Annotated in this window: 19 protein-coding genes and 2 pseudogenes; 16 read left to right on the top strand and 5 right to left on the bottom strand. The window is 35.7% G+C overall.

Translation table 11 applies throughout. The features are described from left to right. Positions 1 to 154: 154 nt before the first annotated feature. The 14 genes from BAU28_RS24070 to BAU28_RS24005 all read left to right on the top strand — a co-directional run bounded on the left by BAU28_RS24070 (position 155) and on the right by BAU28_RS24005 (position 11,966). Entirely contained in the window at positions 155 to 1,627 is a 1,473-nt protein-coding gene (locus BAU28_RS24070; RefSeq protein WP_071720301.1) for a 4-hydroxyphenylacetate 3-hydroxylase family protein, read from the top strand. Positions 1,628 to 1,775: 148 nt separating this feature from the next. Further along, entirely contained in the window at positions 1,776 to 2,522 is a 747-nt protein-coding gene (locus tag BAU28_RS24065) for an IclR family transcriptional regulator (protein WP_002171558.1), read from the top strand. A gap of 14 nt (positions 2,523 to 2,536) precedes the next feature. Further along, complete coding sequence (locus BAU28_RS24060) at positions 2,537 to 3,085, top strand: FAD synthetase family protein (RefSeq protein ID WP_071720299.1); 549 nt, start codon at positions 2,537 to 2,539, stop codon at positions 3,083 to 3,085. Between the two features lie 28 nt (positions 3,086 to 3,113). Beyond that, positions 3,114 to 3,653: a 3-hydroxyanthranilate 3,4-dioxygenase gene (gene nbaC, locus BAU28_RS24055; protein ID WP_002171560.1), complete on the top strand. Its 540-nt coding sequence runs from the start codon at positions 3,114 to 3,116 to the stop codon at positions 3,651 to 3,653. Further along, complete coding sequence (locus tag BAU28_RS24050) at positions 3,638 to 4,675, top strand: amidohydrolase family protein (protein WP_029953043.1); 1,038 nt, start codon at positions 3,638 to 3,640, stop codon at positions 4,673 to 4,675. The genes nbaC and BAU28_RS24050 overlap by 16 nt, the downstream gene beginning before the upstream one ends. Then, complete coding sequence (locus tag BAU28_RS24045; RefSeq protein ID WP_002171562.1) at positions 4,653 to 5,111, top strand: RidA family protein; 459 nt, start codon at positions 4,653 to 4,655, stop codon at positions 5,109 to 5,111. The genes BAU28_RS24050 and BAU28_RS24045 overlap by 23 nt, the downstream gene beginning before the upstream one ends. Before the next feature lie 12 nt (positions 5,112 to 5,123). Next, entirely contained in the window at positions 5,124 to 6,593 is a 1,470-nt protein-coding gene (locus tag BAU28_RS24040; RefSeq protein WP_071720296.1) for an aldehyde dehydrogenase, read from the top strand. A gap of 153 nt (positions 6,594 to 6,746) precedes the next feature. Continuing rightward, positions 6,747 to 7,526, top strand: coding sequence for a 2-keto-4-pentenoate hydratase (locus BAU28_RS24035; RefSeq protein ID WP_048372590.1), 780 nt, complete (start codon positions 6,747 to 6,749; stop codon positions 7,524 to 7,526). 29 nt (positions 7,527 to 7,555) lie between these two features. Further along, positions 7,556 to 8,455 carry an acetaldehyde dehydrogenase (acetylating) gene (locus tag BAU28_RS24030; RefSeq protein WP_071720294.1) on the top strand — a complete coding sequence of 300 codons (900 nt, stop codon included), beginning with the start codon at positions 7,556 to 7,558 and terminating at the stop codon, positions 8,453 to 8,455. Further along, positions 8,442 to 9,467 (top strand): 4-hydroxy-2-oxovalerate aldolase, encoded by a 1,026-nt coding sequence (gene dmpG, locus BAU28_RS24025; protein ID WP_025149912.1) that lies wholly within the window; start codon positions 8,442 to 8,444, stop codon positions 9,465 to 9,467. Before BAU28_RS24030 ends, dmpG begins: the two co-directional genes overlap by 14 nt. Before the next feature lie 3 nt (positions 9,468 to 9,470). Then, positions 9,471 to 10,259, top strand: a complete 789-nt coding sequence (locus BAU28_RS24020; RefSeq protein WP_002171567.1) for a 2-keto-4-pentenoate hydratase — start codon at positions 9,471 to 9,473, stop codon at positions 10,257 to 10,259. A 19-nt stretch (positions 10,260 to 10,278) separates the two neighbouring features. Then, entirely contained in the window at positions 10,279 to 10,473 is a 195-nt protein-coding gene (locus BAU28_RS24015; RefSeq protein WP_071720292.1) for a 4-oxalocrotonate tautomerase, read from the top strand. A 119-nt stretch (positions 10,474 to 10,592) separates the two neighbouring features. Then, positions 10,593 to 11,183 (top strand): histidine phosphatase family protein, encoded by a 591-nt coding sequence (locus BAU28_RS24010; protein WP_071720290.1) that lies wholly within the window; start codon positions 10,593 to 10,595, stop codon positions 11,181 to 11,183. A 6-nt stretch (positions 11,184 to 11,189) separates the two neighbouring features. After that, on the top strand, positions 11,190 to 11,966 hold the full coding sequence (locus tag BAU28_RS24005; protein WP_071720288.1) for a Cof-type HAD-IIB family hydrolase: 777 nt from the start codon (positions 11,190 to 11,192) through the stop codon (positions 11,964 to 11,966). Positions 11,967 to 11,976: 10 nt separating this feature from the next. Here BAU28_RS24005 and BAU28_RS24000 read toward each other — a convergent pair whose 3' ends face one another. Next, positions 11,977 to 12,438, bottom strand: coding sequence for a DinB family protein (locus BAU28_RS24000; protein ID WP_071720287.1), 462 nt, complete (start codon positions 12,436 to 12,438; stop codon positions 11,977 to 11,979). 171 nt (positions 12,439 to 12,609) lie between these two features. Between BAU28_RS24000 and alr the strand changes: the two genes are divergently transcribed. Next, complete coding sequence (gene alr / locus BAU28_RS23995) at positions 12,610 to 13,785, top strand: alanine racemase (RefSeq protein ID WP_071720409.1); 1,176 nt, start codon at positions 12,610 to 12,612, stop codon at positions 13,783 to 13,785. Between the two features lie 34 nt (positions 13,786 to 13,819). Here alr and BAU28_RS23990 read toward each other — a convergent pair. The 3 genes and pseudogenes from BAU28_RS23990 to BAU28_RS23980 all read right to left on the bottom strand — a co-directional run. Next, positions 13,820 to 13,954 (bottom strand): annotated as a pseudogene (locus tag BAU28_RS23990) (class I SAM-dependent methyltransferase); the annotation flags it as partial. Then, a complete protein-coding gene (locus BAU28_RS23985) occupies positions 13,941 to 14,813 on the bottom strand; it encodes a GNAT family N-acetyltransferase (RefSeq protein ID WP_071720407.1) in 873 nt (290 codons plus the stop codon). The gene BAU28_RS23985 and the pseudogene BAU28_RS23990, both read right to left, overlap by 14 nt. A gap of 23 nt (positions 14,814 to 14,836) precedes the next feature. Then, a pseudogene (locus BAU28_RS23980) lies at positions 14,837 to 15,716 on the bottom strand (protein kinase family protein). Between the two features lie 225 nt (positions 15,717 to 15,941). Between BAU28_RS23980 and BAU28_RS23970 the strand changes: the two are divergent. Then, positions 15,942 to 16,799, top strand: a complete 858-nt coding sequence (locus BAU28_RS23970) for a YitT family protein (protein ID WP_071720282.1) — start codon at positions 15,942 to 15,944, stop codon at positions 16,797 to 16,799. Between the two features lie 45 nt (positions 16,800 to 16,844). On the opposite strand, the gene pdxR is transcribed toward BAU28_RS23970, so the two are convergent. After that, positions 16,845 to 18,245: a MocR-like pyridoxine biosynthesis transcription factor PdxR gene (gene pdxR, locus BAU28_RS23965; RefSeq protein ID WP_071720280.1), complete on the bottom strand. Its 1,401-nt coding sequence runs from the start codon at positions 18,243 to 18,245 to the stop codon at positions 16,845 to 16,847. Between the last annotated feature and the right edge of the window lie 54 nt (positions 18,246 to 18,299).

The raw sequence follows: 18,299 nt of genomic DNA, 5'->3' as shown, positions 1-18,299 counted from the left end.
TTTTCGTATTGCTTAAAAAATTATTAAGATTTCATAATGTGAAATAAGGGAGAAATTATACGAAATAAAATTGATATAATAATTGAAAATTCAGTCATCTAATGAGATTTCTAAACTTTTTAGTATATTATTATGGGAAATTGGAGGGGAAAGAATGGCAATTAGAACAGGGGAACAGTATATTGAAGGATTGCGAAAAAGAAATCCTGAAATCTGGATGGGTGGAAGAAAAGTAACAGATGTAGTAAATGAAGATGTTTTTCGCGAACCTATTTTACAAATTGCTAACTTATATGATATGCAGCACAATCCAGAATATCAGGATAAGATTACTCATATATGCGAAGAGACAGGAGAAAGGGTCTCAAATGCATTTTTAGTACCCAAAAATTATGAGGACTTAAAAGCGCGTCGTGAATTATTTGAAATATGGGCAAAAGCTACCTTTGGTTTAATGGGAAGAACACCTGATTTTTTAAATGTAACAGTTACTTCAATGGCAAGTAATGCGTGGTTTTTTGAGAAGTTCAATCCAGAATGGGGAGCGAATATAAAGAACTATTATAAACATATACGAGATAATGATTTATTTTTAACACATGCGATTATTAATCCGCAAAATGATCGGAGCAAGGCTTCTCATCAACAAGAAGATGAAACAATGCATTTAGGTGTAGTAAGTGAAACAGAGGAAGGGATGTATGTTAGTGGTGCTAAAATGTTAGCGACACTTGCCCCGATTACAGATGAGGTAATTATATACTCCTATCCAAGTTTTAAACCAGGTGATGAACGTCATGCAATTTCTTTTGCCGTTCCAATTAATGCACCGGGACTAAGGATTCTTTGTCGTGAGCCAATGCAAGATGGAAAACGTTCTCTATTTGATCATCCACTTGCATCAAGGTTTGAGGAAATGGATGCATTACTAGTATTTCATAATGTGTTTATCCCATGGGATAAAGTATTTATTTATCAAAGTGTAGAAGCTGGGAATCAATTGTATCCTAAAACGGGAATTGGTCATCAACCAGCGCATCAATCTGGAGTAAGAGGGTTAGTTAAGCTATCTTTCGCCGCTGAAGTAGCTATGAAATTAGCAGATTCGATAGGAGTAGACGGTTTTTTAAATGTACAAAACCAGTTAGCAGAGCTTATGCAAGATGTAGAAACGATACGTGCTCTCTTGCAAGTAGCTGAATATGAATATGAAACGAATCCATATGGAGAAGTTGTTCCTGCGAGGTTGCCGCTTGATACGATACGTAGTTTATTACCTAAAATGTATCCGCGGGCTATTGAAATCATTCAAACCATTGGTGCTGGTGGGCTATTGATGTCACCGACAGGCGCTGATTTTATGAACCCTGAGATTCAAGATGATATGCATAAATATTATATCGGGCGTGAAGGAGTCTCTTCTGAGGAACGTGTTCGCTTGTTTAAATTAGCTTGGGATTTATGTGGTGAAGCTTTTGGACAACGATTATTACAATATGAGCGTTACTATTCTGGAGATCCGGTGCGTAAAATGGGAATGTTTTATAGTGCGTACAAAAAACAACAATCGCTTTCTCTAGTGAAGAAAGCTTTGCAATCGAGTTCATCCGAAGGCGCTTTAAGCTAAATAAAAATGTTTACGCTTACATTTTTATTTGGAAAAGGAAGGAGCAACAGATGATAACAAGAATTTTACTGTTAGGATGTAAATCTTCTTATATTATTAACAACATGTAAAATAGAGAACTGTAACTGAAATAGGGGAGGTAAATGATTTGATCGCTTCTATCAGTAAAATTTGTAAAATTCTAAATTGTTTTACGAGCGATGAACCTGTACTAGGAAATTCTGAAATAGCGGAAAAACTAAATATGAATGCTAGTACGGTTCATCACCTTGTTCGTACGTTGTGTGAAGAAGGAATGCTCATTCAAGATGAGCAAAGAAAATATAGATTAGGTTGGAAATTGTTAGAGTGGGGAAATCAAGTAATGTTTCAGCAAGAGATTTATAGTGGAGCAATTCCGCTTGTAGAAGAGCTTGTAAGGAATTTTAATGGAACTGTGCATATTGGCATGTTTGATCGTGGTGATGTTGTATTTATTTTGAAAGTTTCATCAAAGGATTCTGTTCAAATTTCAACACATGTTGGATCAAGAGAGCCTGCGTATTGTACAAGTACAGGGAAAGTGTTGCTTTCATTTAATTCATCTCCCCTAGAATTTACTTCAGAAAAAAGGCTTTTGCCACGAGCACCCAATACAATTACTTGCGTGAAACAATTCCAGACAGAGTTACAGACGATTCGTAAGCAAGGTTATTCAATTAGTGATAATGAAAATGAGCATGGATTGTATGGAATTGCAGCTCCCATTCGATCTTACACTGGGAGAACAATTGCAGCGCTTAATATTGTTGGACCTATATCGTATATGCAGGGAAGTAATCGTGAAATCATAATTCAAAGTGTGATGAATACGGCGAATTTAATTTCGAAGGAGTTTGGTTTTTTGGAAATTTAATTCCAAAAAGAGAGGTGAGACTCATTTATATACATGATAACTGTATACCGGTATTAAAGAGATCAATTGTTTCAATTGGTGCTTTTGATGGCGTACATAAAGGTCATCAAGTTGTTATTAAAAACGCGATTCATAGAGCGAAAGAATTAAAGATTACAAATGTTGTGTATACATTTGATCCACCACCACGTTCTTATTTTCAAGGCGCTCGAATATTAACGCCAATTGATGAGAAGGTGAAACGTCTTCAGCATCTTGGTGTTGAACATATAGTTGCAATTCGTTTTGATGAGTCCTATGTAACAAAAAGGGCGAGTTATTTTGTTAAAGAGCTACAAAGGTTATGTCCTGTAGAAATTTATATTGGCCAAGATTTTAGATTTGGAAAAAATCGAGAGGGTGATATAGAGCTTCTACGAGAACACTTCAATATTTCTATAGTTGAAGATGTGTGTTGTGAAGAAGGTGAGCGGATATCTTCAACAAGAATTAGAAATCATGTATGTCAAGGAGAGTTGCAAAAGTCTAGCTCTTTACTCGGATGGTCTTTCAAAACGATATAAGTAGAAGGAATAATGAGGAGGAAGAAATATGTCAAAAACATTACAATCTTTTAATTTACTAAAATGGATTGATGAGAATAAAGATTTGTTGAAGCCGCCGGTAAATAATAAGGTTATTTGGCAGGACTCGGAATTTATCGCCATGATATTAGGTGGTCCAAATAGAAGACGTGATTTCCATGTAGATCCCTCAGATGAGTTTTTTTATCAAATTAAAGGTGACTGTTATGTGGAATGTATTACAGAGGAAGGTAAGCGTGAAGTCGTTACAGTAAAAGAAGGCGATGTATTTATGCTACCAGCTATGGTACCTCATTCACCACATCGCGTTGCTAACACATATGGGCTAGTAATTGAAAGAAAACGTAACCAAGGAGAACTCGAGGATTTCGTTTGGTTCTGTGACGAGTGTAATCATGAAATGCATCGTGTACGTGTTCAATTAAATGATATTGAAAAACAAGTAAAAGAAGCGATTCATAGTTTTAATTCAAATAAAGAAATTCGTGCATGTAAAAACTGTGGTTACATTATGCCGGAAGAAGTGGAGGAATGGAAGTGCGAATAGATTTTCATACACATATTATTCCTGAAACTTTTCCGGATTTTGAAGAGAAGTTTGGTGGCGGTCGTTGGCCAATATTAAATCGGACTTGTACATGTGGTGCAAGTATTATGGTTGGAGGCAAAAATTTTCGCGACGTGACAGATCAAGTATGGTGTCCTGAGAAAAGGATTGAAGATATGAACCGTGAAGGTGTCGATATTCAAGTTTTATCACCAATCCCTGTCACATTTTCGTATTGGGCAAAACCAGAGGAAGCTGAAAGTATGGCACGTATTCAAAATGATTTTATTGCAGAAACAGTTTTAGCATATCCAGATCGTTTTGTCGGATTAGGAACGGTTCCGATGCAAGATGGGGAAACTGCGGTTCGTGAAATGGAGCGGTGTATTACGGAATTAAATTTACATGGTATTGAAATTGGTACAAACGTAAATGGGAAAAATTTAGATGATCCATCATTTATTGAATTCTTTCGAATGGCCGAAAAGTGGCAAGTTCCAATTTTTATTCATCCATGGGAAACATTAGGGCGCGATAGAATGCCGCATCATAATTTTATGTATACAGTCGGGATGCCAAGTGAAACGGCTCTAGCGGCAGCTACACTTATATGGAGTGGGATTATGGAGAAGTTTCCACGGTTGAAGGTTTGTTTTGCGCATGGTGGAGGGTCTTTCCCATATATTTTGCCAAGATTAGATCAGGGGTGGAAAGTATGGCCACATTTGCGGTTGACTACACACCCTCCTAGTTATTATGCAAAGAAATTTTATTTTGATTCTTTAAATTACGATCCTATTAATTTGAAATATATGATTGAAAGATTTGGACATGAAAAAATTTTCATGGGTTCGGATTATCCATTTTTATTGCGAGAAATTGATCCAGGAAAAGTGATTGACGAGACATCCAGTTTATCTGAGGAACAAAAGGCAGCAATGCTTGGGGGAAATGCTGCGGAATTTTTAAATATTGATATAAAAAAACGAGGTGAAGCATATGCAGAGAGTACAAACACCTGAGAATAAATTAAGTGAGTTAGGTATCACACTACCAGCTATTCGTCCAGCAGTCGGAAATTATGTTAGTTGTGTAAAAGTGGGTAACTTATTGTTTACTGCTGGACAAGGTGTAGATGAGTATCATGGGAAATTAGGAAAGGATATACCAATTGATGAGGGATATAAAGCAGCAAGACAATCAATGTTGAATTTGTTAAGTGTTGTGAGAAACGAACTTGGTGATTTAAATAAGGTAAAACGAGTTGTAAAGATGCTTGGTTTTGTAAATTGTACAGAAGATTTTATCGATCAGCCAAAGGTAATGAATGGAGCATCGGATTTATTAGTTGATATTTTTGGGGAAAAGGGAAAACACGCCCGCTCTGCTGTCGGAATGGCTCAATTACCTAATAACACAACAATTGAAATTGAGATGGTTTTAGAAATTGAGGAATAGGGGGTAAGGAAGGTGAACAAAGAATTATTAGCTGAAAAACTGAAAGTAAAAGATGCGAAGTTGTTTATTGATGGACAATATGTGGATTCTATATCCGGCGAAACGTTTGATACGTTCAATCCAGCGACGAATAGAAAGCTTGCTTCTATAGCAAAGGCAAATGAAGAGGACACAAAAAGAGCAATTGATGTGGCAGAACGAACATTTAAAAGTGGTATTTGGAGTAAAATGCCTGTGGAAGAACGATCGAATATTTTATGCAAAATGTCGGATTTGATTATGGAAAGAGTGGATGAACTAGCGTATTTAGAAACTCTTGATGTTGGAAAACCAATTAAAGAAAGTAAAGGGTTCGATATACCACGCTCGGCTCATAATTTTCGCTTCTTTGCTGAAATGGCTAAATATATGGTGCATGAGCATTATGACAAACATAACTTTATGTCATATGCAAAGTATGCTCCAGCGGGAGTGACTAGTTTAATCATTCCTTGGAACTTGCCATTTATGCAAATGACGTGGAAAGCATCAGCTGCACTTGCTTCTGGTAATACTGTTGTTGTCAAACCAGCCTCGTATACCCCTTTAAGTGCAGTTATGCTCGGTGAAATTGCAAATGATGCTGGGCTACCTCCAGGTGTACTTAATATTATTACAGGTCCAGGAAATACTGTTGGGACAACAATGACAACACATCCGGCTGTAAGAAGAATTTCATTTGTTGGAGAAAGTAACACAGGAAAAACAATTATGCGTAATGCATCAGAAAACTTAATTCCGGTTTCATTAGAGTTAGGAGGTAAATCAGCAAATATCGTATTTGAAGATGCGGATTTAGATGAAACAGTACAGGGATCGATTGAAGCTATTTATCGGAACCAAGGAGAAATTTGTTTAGCTGGTTCAAGATTACTTGTGCAAGAAAGTGTATATGAACAGTTTTTAGAGAAATTTGTAGCGGCTGTAAAAAGAATAAAAGTGGGAGATCCTCTTTCTGAAGATACCGATATGGGAGCGCTTGTATCAAAATCTCATTTAGAAACAGTTGATCGTTACGTAGAAATAGGGATTTCGGAAGGCGCAAAATTAGCCTATGGTGGAAAAAGAGTTAAAAGTTTAGTAGAAGGGAATTTTTATGAACCTACTATTCTATATGATGTTGATAACAGTATGCGTGTAGCGCAAGAAGAGATATTTGGCCCAGTTCTAGTTGTTATCCCATTTAAAACGGAGGAGGATGCAATTCGCATTGCGAACGATTCCGTTTATGGACTAGCTGGAGTTGTTTGGACGAACGATCTTAGACGAGCACAACGAGTTGTTTCACAAATTGATTCAGGCTTACTATGGATTAATTGTTGGTATGTCCGAGATTTACGTACTCCATTTGGAGGTTCGAAGGCTAGCGGGATTGGTAGAGAAGGTGGACGTCATAGTTTTGAATTTTATACAGAAGCTAAGACAGTTACGATGAAATTATAAAGTCAATGCTGCATCAGTGGAGTTTTATCCGACTATTTGTGAACAGTAAAGCTCCCACCTCAAAATTATGTGGAAACAAAGAAGCTAAGTGGGGGCTAATTAAAGTTTCGTTGATGTGCGATAAGTATAAAATTGAAAAATGGGGTGAGATGAGTGCAGTTATTAATTAAAGAATTAGCAGATGAACTAATACAAGCTGAAAATTCGTGTGTAGGGATTACTCCTTTTACAGAGAGGTATTCTAATTTATCAGTTTTGGATGCTTATAATATTCAACTTGAAGTTATAGAGAGGAAATTAGAGAGTGGGCGTAGCATAATTGGGAAGAAAATCGGTCTTACGAGTGTTGCAATGCAACAAATGCTTGGAGTAGATGAACCTGACTATGGACATTTACTAGATGATATGAAGATAGAAAATGGTAGTGAAATTTCAATAGACTCCTTTGTATCTCCAAAGATAGAAGCGGAAATAGGTTTTGTTTTAGCAGAAGACTTAAGCGGTCCTAACATTACATATGTTGATGTTCTAATGGCGACGAAATATGTCGTGCCTACACTTGAAATTATTGATAGTAGAATTGCCGATTGGAAGATTCAGCTTGCTGATACAGTGGCGGATAATGGGTCATCGGCAAAAGTTGTAGTTGGTGATACATTCTCTAGCATTGATAAAGTAGATTTACGTACAACAGGAATGACACTTTATAAGAATAATTGTTTAATTGCTACAGGAGCTGGCGCAGCAGCATTAGGGCATCCTGCGCAAGCCGTTGCTTGGTTAGCTAATAAACTTCATGAATTTAATATTGGATTAAAAGCAGGTGAGTTAATTTTACCAGGTGCGTTATCTGGTGCAGTCGCAGTGAATAGTAAAGATAGTATTCAAGCTGATTTCGGTTCACTAGGATCGGTTTTTGTTAAATTCAAATAGATTAAAGCGGTGAAAAAGGGGGGATAGATGTGGAAAAAGTAAAGGCAGCTATTATTGGATCAGGTAATATTGGCACGGATTTAATGTATAAGTTAAGAAAAAGTGAAGTCATAGAGCTGAATGCCATGATTGGAATAGATTCAGAATCGGATGGTTTAAAGCGAGCAAAAGAAGAGGGATATGTGGTTTTTGATAACGGGATACAAGCAATTATTGATAAGCCGAGTATAGCTGATATTGTATTTGATGCAACTTCAGCTAAAGCACATAATTATCATGCAAAAGTATTAGGAGAGCTTGGAAAAAAAGTAATCGACTTAACACCTGCTGCATGTGGACCGTTCGTTTGCCCTGCTTTACAAAATAATGATTTTGTAGATAAGCAAAACGTTAATATGATTACGTGCGGGGGGCAAGCAACGATTCCGATTGTGCATGCTATTAATGAGGTGGCAAATGTTACATATGCAGAGATAGTTGCTACAATTTCAAGTTTAAGTGCAGGTCCAGGTACAAGGGCGAATATTGATGAATTCACAATTACGACAAGGCGTGGAATTGAAGAAATTGGCGGGGCAGATCAGGGGAAAGCACTCATTATTTTAAATCCTGCGGACCCTCCTATTTTAATGAGAGATACAGTATATTGTGAAGTTAAGTATATGGATAAGGTTGCTATCCGAGAGACGATTCAAAAGATGGTGGAAGTAGTTAGGACGTATGTTCCAGGTTATGCGTTAAAACAAGATCCAATGTTTGATGGGAATCGTGTGACTGTATTTTTAGAGGTTGAAGGAGCTGGAGATTATTTTCCTCCTTATGCCGGTAATTTAGATATTATGACAGCAGCGGCATTAAAAGTTGGTGAAGAGTTTGCAGCGCAGATCATTTCAGAAATGAAAAGAGGTGTAATGAATGAGGCGAAATAGTAAAATGCCAATTAAAATAACGGAAGTTTGTTTACGTGATGGAAGTCATGTAATGAAACATCAATTTACAGAAGAACAAGTTCGTTCTGTAACAAGGGCATTAGATGAAGCTGGTATGCATTATATCGAAGTGAGTCATGGAGATGGTTTAGGAGGCTCCACATTACAATATGGAAAGTCGCTAATTAATGAAATGAAGCTGATTGAAGCAGCGGTAGATGAGTGCAAGCAAGCTAAAGTAGCTGTTTTGTTAATTCCTGGTATTGGAACTATCCATGAACTAAAGCAAGCTGCAAATATTGGTGCGAAACTTGTTCGTGTAGCAACGCATGTAACAGAAGCGGATGTTTCAGCTCAGCATATTCAATTTGCACGTGAGTTAGGTATGGAAGTGTGCGGTTTTTTAATGATGGCACATTCTGCACCGGTTGAAAAGTTAGTAGAACAAGCAAAGCTGATGGAGGCCTATGGTGCAGAAGCGATTTATGTAACTGATTCAGCTGGTGCTTTATTGCCTCATGAAGTACGTGAACGTATTCGTGCATTACGTCAATCTTTAAATGTTGAAATTGGCTTCCATGGCCATAACAACCTTTCAGTTGCAGTAGCGAATACAGTGGCGGCAATTGAAGAAGGTGCGACACGTATTGATGGAAGTGTACGGTGTCTTGGAGCGGGGGCTGGAAATGCACAAACAGAAGTATTGCTCGCCGTTTTAGATCGTATGGGATATGAACTAGATATAGATCTGTATAAGATGATGGACTTAGCAGAGGACGTAGTCGCTCCGTTATTACCGGGACCGCAAGAAATTCAAAAAGGTAGTCTTGTAATGGGGTATGCTGGTGTATACTCTAGCTTTTTATTACATGCTGAAAGAGCGGCAAAGCGTTTTGGTGTAGACGCTCGTGATATTTTAATAGAACTTGGGAAAAGAAAAGTAGTTGGTGGACAAGAGGATATGATTTTAGATGTAGCGGCAGAATTAGCAAAGATAAAAACGGGGGTGTAAAAAGTGGCTTTAGTGAAAGGGGCAGATTTAGAAATTGTTGACTATTTACTTCAGGCTGAAAAGGAAAGGAAAGAAGTAGTGAAAGTAACGGATAAGCATCCTGATTTAACGGTGGATGATGCTTATAGATTACAAAAATGTTTAATTGAACAAAAAGTGAAGGAAGGTTCTAAAAGAGTTGGTGTGAAACTTGGATTAACGAGTAGGGCAAAACAACAAATGATGGGGATTGATGAAGCGATTTACGGGTATTTGTTACATGATATGATAGCGTTCGAATGGGAGCCGTTGCGATATGAAACATTAATTCATCCAAAAGTAGAACCAGAGGTTGCATTTTTAATAGGAGAGGATTTACAAGGTACAAATGTTACAGCCGATGATGTATTAAAGGCAACAAAATATGTCGCTCCAGCTTTAGAGATTATTGATAGCAGGTATTTAAATTTTAAATTTACATTACCTGATGTAATAGCAGATAATTGTTCATCTTCAAAGTTTTTATTAGGAAGTAGATGGATTGATGCTAAAAAAATAGATTTAGCTAGTATAGGGATGGTTATGTCGAAAAACGGAAAGATTGCTACAACTGGAACAGGGGCAGCTGTACTGGGGCATCCAGCAGAGGCGATTGCTTGGGCGGTAAATAAACTTGGTTTACAAAATGAAGGATTTAAAAAAGGTGATATCGTATTAAGTGGAGCATTGTCAGAAGCGATTGCATTTAAAGCAGGAGATTCTATTATTGCACAGTTTGATGACTTAGGAAGTGTAGCAATGTTTTGTGAATAAATAGTAAAGAGAGAGAGAAATGCCAATTATACAAATTCAAATAATAGAAGGTAGAGGACGAGAGCAAATTCAAAATCTTATTTCAGATGTTACAGAGGCGGTTGCAAAAAATTTAGATGTAGATGCTGGGCATGTACGTGTTTTAGTAAATGAAATCCCTAGTTCACATTGGGGAGTAGGAGGAAAGTCGAAAGCTAGTTTAGAAAAAAGTTAGTTGGTAATAAAAGCAATTTTCATTCTTTTAGGAATGGGGATTGCTTTTATTATTTTGAAAAATCTTAATAATATGTTAAAATTTAACCTTGTTTAAAAGGAGATAAGGGGGAAATAGACATGCAAATACTACTAATACGCCACGGAGAATCAGAAGCTGATATTTTAAATGTACATGAAGGACGAGCTGATTTTGAATTAACAGAAAAGGGAAGACAGCAAGTACAAAAACTTATCCAGAAAGTGAAAGCGGAATTTCCGCCAGATTTCATATGGGCAAGTACATTAAAACGTGCTCGTGAAACTGCTGAAACATTAGCGGAAGCAATAGGATGCCCAATTCAATTAGAAGAGGAATTAATGGAGTTTAATAATGGGGTACAAGCAGGTTTGTCATTTGAAGAAGCGAAGAAATATCCAGAGCCAAAGTATCTTCACGATCGTTTTGAAAACGGGGAATCATTTATTGAATTTAGAATGAGAATAGAAGGAATCTTTTCTAAAATCGTGACAGAGAATACATATGACCGGATTGCAATTATTGCACATGGTGGTGTAATAAATAGTATATTACGTGCATTTTTCCAAATGGCAATTTCAATGGACTATTATTTTAAAATGGGAGATACAGGAATTAGTTTGATTGAACTTACGGATAAACAGAAAATAGTTCATTTTATAAATGATACAAATCATTTGGATGGAATGTAAGGGGCTATGTACAAAGTTGTATTTTTTGATGTGGACGGTACGTTGTTAAGTGAGATTGATAGAAGTATGCATGAAAGCACAAAAGAAGCAATACAAAGATTGATAGATAAAGGTATTCACGTAGTTGTTACAACTGGGAGACCATATAGTTTATGCTCACAATTTAAAGAACTAGGCGTAAATACGTTTATTTCTGCAAATGGCGCACATATAAAGTGTGATGAAGAGGTTATACATAAAACGGTACTTTCTAGTGAAATTGTTCATGATATTTCAAATTTCGCTGAATTACATGGTCACAGTGTTTCTTATTTTACAGAGGAATTTGCAATGAATGGTATTGCCTCGAAAGATGAACGTGTAATACGAGCACTAAACGAAACGTTAAATTTAGAACAGTATCCTGACAAAGTCAGAAACTTGTTAGAAGAGGTTTATTGTGTATGTCTGTATGTTGATGAAACAGAAGCCCAAAAATTTTTAAAAAGATATCCAACGCTTACGTTTGAACGTTTTCATGGTTACGTTATGAATGTATTGGAAGATAGTAAAGTATCGAAGCTAACTGCAATTCAAAAGGTATTGGAACATCTGAAAATTTGTAAATCAGAAGCAATTGCTTTTGGTGACGGTGGAAATGATGTTGAGATGTTACAATATGTAGGATTAGGAATTGCGATGGGGAATGGTGGGGAAGAGTTAAAGAAAAGAGCGGATTTTATTACAAAAAAATCAAGTGAAGGTGGTATTGCTTTTGCTTTGAAGGAGTTTAAGATTATTTAAAAAGATATCTTTATTCGAATAAAGATATCTTAGGATCATGAATATGCTCACATAATAAAATGTAAATTTGCCCACGGTGATGATAAAAGTGTGCAATAATTTCAAGTAACCATTCAAATCGAGAATAAGAAATACCCCAATAGGCGGTCATAACTTCCGCTAATTCTTCATTGGAATAGGATAGAAAAGTTTTAGAAAGAAGATTGTACCCTTGTATCAATGTTTGCTGCATTTGAGTAATTGTTTTAGGTGTATGCTCTTTATAAAAAGTATGTAGCTCTTTTTCCTTAATACCATTTAAGATGAGAGAATCAGCATGACAAATAAGTGAAAGATGTGTACACATTTCAAATAGTGAACGCTTTGATTGAATCGGTGTTATTTGCAAATTGTTATCATTATATTGGTTGAGCATATGAATAAAACTATCAACAGCAACTTTAAGTTGATGCAACGCGGATTGGACAAACATTGTAATTTTCCTCGCCTCCGTATATAATAGTTTCTTAAGGGTATTATATCATACTCAAAATTCGGAAAATTCTAGTAGTTTGACTAGCATAGTGAAAAGTATTATATTGTAAAAGGTCATATGAAACGTGAAATAGAATGGAATGCAATTATTGAGTTAGGAGTTAGACCAATGAGTTTGAAATATGGAAGAGATACAATTGTTGAAGTTGACTTAAATGCTGTAAAACATAATGTAAAAGAATTTAAAAAACATGTAAACGATGAAAATATTGCGATGATGGCTGCTGTAAAAGCGAATGGGTATGGCCATGGGGCAGTTGAAGTTGCGAAAGCTGCTATTGAAGCAGGAATAAACCAACTTGCTGTTGCATTTGTAGATGAAGCAATTGAATTAAGAGAAGCTGGAATCACTGTACCGATTTTAATTTTAGGCTATACACCAGTAGTGGCTGCAGAAGATGTAATTCAATATGACGTTATGATGACTGTTTATAGAGTAGAAGATTTACATGGTATAAATGAAATTGCAAATCGTCTTCAAAAGAAAGTGCGTATTCATGTGAAAATTGATACAGGAATGAGCCGTATTGGTTTACAGGAAGAAGAAGTTAAACCATTTTTTGAAGAGTTAAAACGTATGCGATATGTAGAAGTAGTAGGAATGTTTACACATTACTCTACCGCTGATGAAATAGATAAAACTTATACAAATATGCAAACAAGTTTGTTTGAGAAAGCTGTACATACAGCGGAAGAATTAGGGATTCATTTTCCATATATTCATAGTTCAAACAGTGCAGGATCAATTGAGCTTAGTAACACATTTCAAAATATGGTTCGTGTCGGTATTGGAGTTTACGGCATGTATCCTTCAAGAGAAGTTGATTATACAGTTGTTTCATTACAGCCAGCGTTGTCTTTAAAATCAAAAGTAGCTCATGTTAAACATGCGAAGAAAAATCGTGGTGTTAGCTATGGGAATACGTATGTAACAACGGGTGAAGAATGGATTGCGACTGTACCTATTGGCTATGCAGATGGTTATAATCGTCAGTTATCTAATAAAGGGCAGGCGTTAATTAATGGAGTTCGAGTGCCTGTTATTGGTCGTGTTTGTATGGATCAGCTTATGCTAGATGTTACAAAAGCGATGCCAGTACAAGTAGGAGACGAAGTTGTATTCTACGGCAAACAAGGTGAAGAAGAGATTGCAGTAGAAGAAATAGCTGATATATTAGGTACTATTAACTATGAAGTTACATGTATGTTAGATAGAAGAATTCCGCGTGTATATAAAGAAAAGAATGAAACGACTACTGTTGTAAATATATTAAGAAAAAAATAATACAAAAAAACTGAATCGATATGATTCAGTTTTTTTATTTTTGACAAATGAAAAATGTTCTATTTGTACCGTGTAATTGTATATTGTTAAATCCTGCAGATTTTAGAGAAGAAATTATTTCTTCTTTAGAGTAACAAGCTTCCTCGAAAGAAAAGTCACTTCTTTTCCAACAATCCATAATAATCATACTTCGTCATAATCTCAAATCCACATTGTGTATAAAGTTTTAAAGCATTGTTATTTTTTGTTTCAACTTCTAATTCAATTGTTGAAACTCCTTTTGTAATGAGGGTATGCACCATATAGCTGAGGATTTCTTTGCCATATCCTTTACCTTGATAAGATGGATGCACAGCAAATCCTGATAGTGTAGTAGAGTGTTTTTGCTCAGTAACAGTAATCGTTCCTATCACTTTTTCATCGATAAGAGCACGGTAAATTTGATGAGAAGATGAAGTCATCATCTTTTGTAGCCATGTGGACGTATTTTCTACTGAATCTCCAAAAGCTTTACTAGCGATTTCTATAAGATCAGGAAGTAATTCAGAAGGTGCAACGGTAAGGTTAATATTATTTTTCAGTGTTTTTTGTGTTTCGTTTGTTTTGAATTCCATACCGTACTCACTATATAAATAAGGCAAGTTCATTTGTTTTGCAAATGATTTCCCTGAAATAGAGTCACCATTAATTATAAGAAGGGCTTCATCTGCTTCTCTTTTTTGTATTTCTTTCATTGCAGTTTGTAAAAGGGTAGTGCCTATATGTTGTTTTCTATAGTTTGGATGAACAAATCCTATTAACTCCAGTTTAGTTGGTCTTTCAAAGTCATACATACTTAATGCACCAATTAATTGAGTATTATTATAAAATAGAAAATCATTTATCTCGTCTTTATTACGAGCAGTTAAAAAGTTTACATGTAAATCTGACGAATAATCAATTTGATCGTGTTGTCCGCAAATATGAGCTAAATCTTTCATATGCTGAATTTCGTTTGCTGTTAAAGATTTCTTTTTTTCAATATTCATTTCATAATCCCTCGCAATCGTTTTTAAAAATAGGATGGATGACGTAACCACTTTTCTAACTCCACACTCCCTTGAACAGATAATAAGCGATATAAATATCGATAGGGTTGTCTACATTCTTCAAGACGAGGAATGGATATAATGGTCTCATAACCTTGTTTAAAAGCACGTGCCTCTTTTTCTGTAAGTACATATTCTAATCCGATAAAATCGAACTCTCGTGGAGCAATTGCATAAGCTTCTGTATCTACTAAACCAGTAATGGATTGACCATTTGATAAAAACTGAGTAGGATCCATATCAATTAAAACGAGTGTAGATTCCTTTGGTATGGATAAGGAAGAGAGCTGTGATTCAAAAGTATGAAATGTGTTATGTATGCTCATATTATCGGAATAAAACATATTCACAAGGTCGCTACTTACTTTTAAAATGTGAGACTTAAATTTTTTAAGTGGCACTTGGAAAGTACCAGAAGGGTTTCCTATGAAATTAGCTTTAAATGAATGAATCTCTGCTAGTCCTTTTCCAAGGCTGAATAAAATAGAATCAGGTTGTCCGATAAATAATTGCAGCGTACTTCCTGCTAGTTTTTCGGCGATAACATACTCTCGTCCATCTAAAACATGTTTTTGTAAAATAGTCGGGATGGGTAAGGTAGTATGCTTTTTTCAATAATGTGTGTATCGTTTCTAAATGATGTACATTTCTTGGATCAATTCCAAATAGGTTTTGGCATCCCCACCAAAAATCATCGTTTGGTTCCTCAGTCATTTTTGAAGAGCGAACAATGACTTCTTCAGTCTCTGTTTTTACGAGAAACACATCGCTTGCATGGTCGTCATAGCCTGGATGTAGTGCTTGGGCGGATAGGATGGGGGAAGTGAATAGTTGTTGTAACATGCGAATTCTCCTTTTATTCTGTAAATTCGATAAACTAATTATATAACATAATGTAAGTATGAGGGGGATTTAGGATTGTAATTATTTCTGAATGAAAGCTAGCAATGCTACATAAGAATTACCAAAAAGGTGAAAAATATGTGTATATAAGCCGATTTCTTTGTATTTACAGAAAAATTACGTTAAAATAATACTAAGAAAATATATATGTTTTGGGGGTAATGAATGAAAAAAGTATTCGAATACGTATTATTAACAATTGGATCTATTATTGTAGCTGGTTCACTAGAACTTATTTTAGCGCCTAATGGACTAGTGGACGGAGGGGTAACTGCGATTGCTATTATGGCAAATAAGGTTGCAGGATTACCGCTTTACGGAGTGTTTTTAGGACTTAATATTCCTATTTTATTATTTACTGCAAAAGTAATGGGAAAGAAGTTCTTTATCCGTACGTCTTATGCAAATGTTGTTACAACACTCGGATTGATTTATTTAAAACCATTTCCAGCAATTACAACTTCGGAATTATTAATTGTACTTTACGGAGGAGTTCTATTTGGAGTTGGTGTTGGGATCGTTGTAAAAATGGGCGGAGCAATTGACGGATCAGAAATGTTAGCTGTTTGGATGAATAAGCATTTTAAAGTACCAATTAGTACATTTTTACTTGCTGTAAATGCAGTTATTTTTGTATTTGTTGCTATTTTATTTTCAATTGAGCAAGCGATGTTCTCATTAGCAATTTTCTATATTGTTACGAAAATGATAGATTTCATATTAGACGGTATTAATCAAGGAAAGAGCGTCATGATTATTTCGAATAAAAATAAAGAAATTGGCGAACTGCTTATGAAAGAATTGCAACTGTCTGTTACGTATCTACATGGAGAAGGTGGTTTTTTAGGTGAGCATCAGAGAATCATTTATTGTATTACAAACCGTTTCATTTATCCAAAAATGAAAGATCTCGTTCTCTCTGTAGATCCAAGTGCTATAATTGAAGCTTCTTATTCAACAGAAACAACTGGTGTAAAGCGTCCAGGAAGGACAGCCCGATCAGGAGACGTATCAGAAAAATAGTGTGTAAAATAACTCCACATAAGTATAACTTATGTGGAGTTATTTTTAATTAGGGAACCAGGATTCTTTGAGTAATTTGACTACAGTTTCGATACTATCTTCGGGAATGCTGCCGAAACCGAGTAGTACATATGATGCCTCTCTTAAATTATGTACAGAATCATATGTAGAGAGTGGGTACAATTTGATTCGTTGTTTTGCAGCAGCATGAATAAGTTCTTGTTCGTTCATACCATTATGAACATGAAGTACGATATGCAGTCCGGACTGTTGGCCAAGTATTTGAACACGAGATCCCATTTCATTTGTGACAGATTTAACTAGTAATGTGTGCTTTCTTTTATATAACGTACGACTACGGTTTAAATGACGCTCCCAATCACCATTTTGAATAAAGGTTGCAAAAGCAAGTTGCTGCATTGTGGAAACAGTTTGTTTAAACTTACCTCCGAGTTCATGATAGATTTTTAAAAGATGAGGGGGTAAAACGATATATCCCATTCGTAAAGAAGGTAAAAAAGATTTTGAGAAAGTCCCCATATAAATAACACGTTTATTTGAATCTAGCCCTTGTAAAGAGGGAATAGGTTTTCCTACATAGCGGAATTCTCCATCATAATCATCTTCAATAATATATCCTTTGCAATCATTGGCCCATCTTAATAATTCGAGTCTTCTAGATAACGGCATGATTATTCCAAGTGGAAATTGGTGAGATGGAGTGACGTATGCTACATTGGAACCCGATTCACGTAAAGCTGAAATATGAATCCCTTTATCATCTAAAGGAATAGGGTGAATAGGAAGGTCAGAGCTTTGAATCATAGCAGTTATACGGTGGAATCCAGGATTTTCGATACCATATTCTTTTTTAGAGCCGAGCAGTTGAAGTAGTAGCCAAAGAAGAGGTTGCGTACCGGCTCCGATAATAATTTGATCAGGTGAAGAATGTACCCCGCGGGCATGATATAAATATTTTGAAATATGCTCTCGAAGAACGAATTCACCTTGAGGGTCTTCTTTAGCAAATAAGTCATCTTCGTACTGTAATAAGGTTTCTTGTAAGGCCCTTTTCCAGTTTGTGATCGGAAAAGCTTTTTGATCAATAAGCCCTTGGCTACAATCATAGTCATATTGTTCTTCTATATTATTGTTAGTTTTGTATGCCTCAATTTGTTCACTTTTTGACATGATATTAATATCAACTTCGGCAACAAAAATACCTCGTTTCGGTTTACTTTCTACATATCCTTCAGCAATTAATTGTTGATAAGCAGATTCAACAGTAATACGGCTAACATTAAGTTGTAATGCTAAATTTCTATGAGAGGGAAGTCGTTTGCCGGCAGGAAGCGTTCCTTGAGAGATTTCTCGTTTTATATATTTGTAAATTTGTAAGTAAATTGGTGTTTTGCTTTTTAATTGTAATGGGATGATAAAATCCATTTTATGAATTCTCCTTTACATACTGGCCTTATAAAAAAGAATCGAACTGTCACT

The organism is Bacillus paramycoides, from assembly GCF_001884235.1.
GTDB classification, from domain to species: Bacteria; Bacillota; Bacilli; order Bacillales; family Bacillaceae_G; genus Bacillus_A; species Bacillus_A paramycoides.
This window is presented reverse-complemented; position numbering and strand designations above follow the sequence as displayed.

Coding starts and splice junctions, on each gene's coding strand:
- pdxR (WP_071720280.1), bottom strand. CDS start 18,245: ATGGATTTTATCATCCCATTACAATTAAAAAGCAAAACACCAATTTAC.
- BAU28_RS24005 (WP_071720288.1), top strand. CDS start 11,190: ATGTACAAAGTTGTATTTTTTGATGTGGACGGTACGTTGTTAAGTGAG.
- BAU28_RS24010 (WP_071720290.1), top strand. CDS start 10,593: ATGCAAATACTACTAATACGCCACGGAGAATCAGAAGCTGATATTTTA.
- nbaC (WP_002171560.1), top strand. CDS start 3,114: ATGTCAAAAACATTACAATCTTTTAATTTACTAAAATGGATTGATGAG.
- BAU28_RS24045 (WP_002171562.1), top strand. CDS start 4,653: ATGCAGAGAGTACAAACACCTGAGAATAAATTAAGTGAGTTAGGTATC.
- BAU28_RS24070 (WP_071720301.1), top strand. CDS start 155: ATGGCAATTAGAACAGGGGAACAGTATATTGAAGGATTGCGAAAAAGA.
- dmpG (WP_025149912.1), top strand. CDS start 8,442: ATGAGGCGAAATAGTAAAATGCCAATTAAAATAACGGAAGTTTGTTTA.
- BAU28_RS24015 (WP_071720292.1), top strand. CDS start 10,279: ATGCCAATTATACAAATTCAAATAATAGAAGGTAGAGGACGAGAGCAA.
- BAU28_RS23970 (WP_071720282.1), top strand. CDS start 15,942: ATGAAAAAAGTATTCGAATACGTATTATTAACAATTGGATCTATTATT.
- BAU28_RS24050 (WP_029953043.1), top strand. CDS start 3,638: ATGGAAGTGCGAATAGATTTTCATACACATATTATTCCTGAAACTTTT.
- BAU28_RS24000 (WP_071720287.1), bottom strand. CDS start 12,438: ATGTTTGTCCAATCCGCGTTGCATCAACTTAAAGTTGCTGTTGATAGT.
- BAU28_RS23985 (WP_071720407.1), bottom strand. CDS start 14,813: ATGAATATTGAAAAAAAGAAATCTTTAACAGCAAACGAAATTCAGCAT.
- alr (WP_071720409.1), top strand. CDS start 12,610: ATGAGTTTGAAATATGGAAGAGATACAATTGTTGAAGTTGACTTAAAT.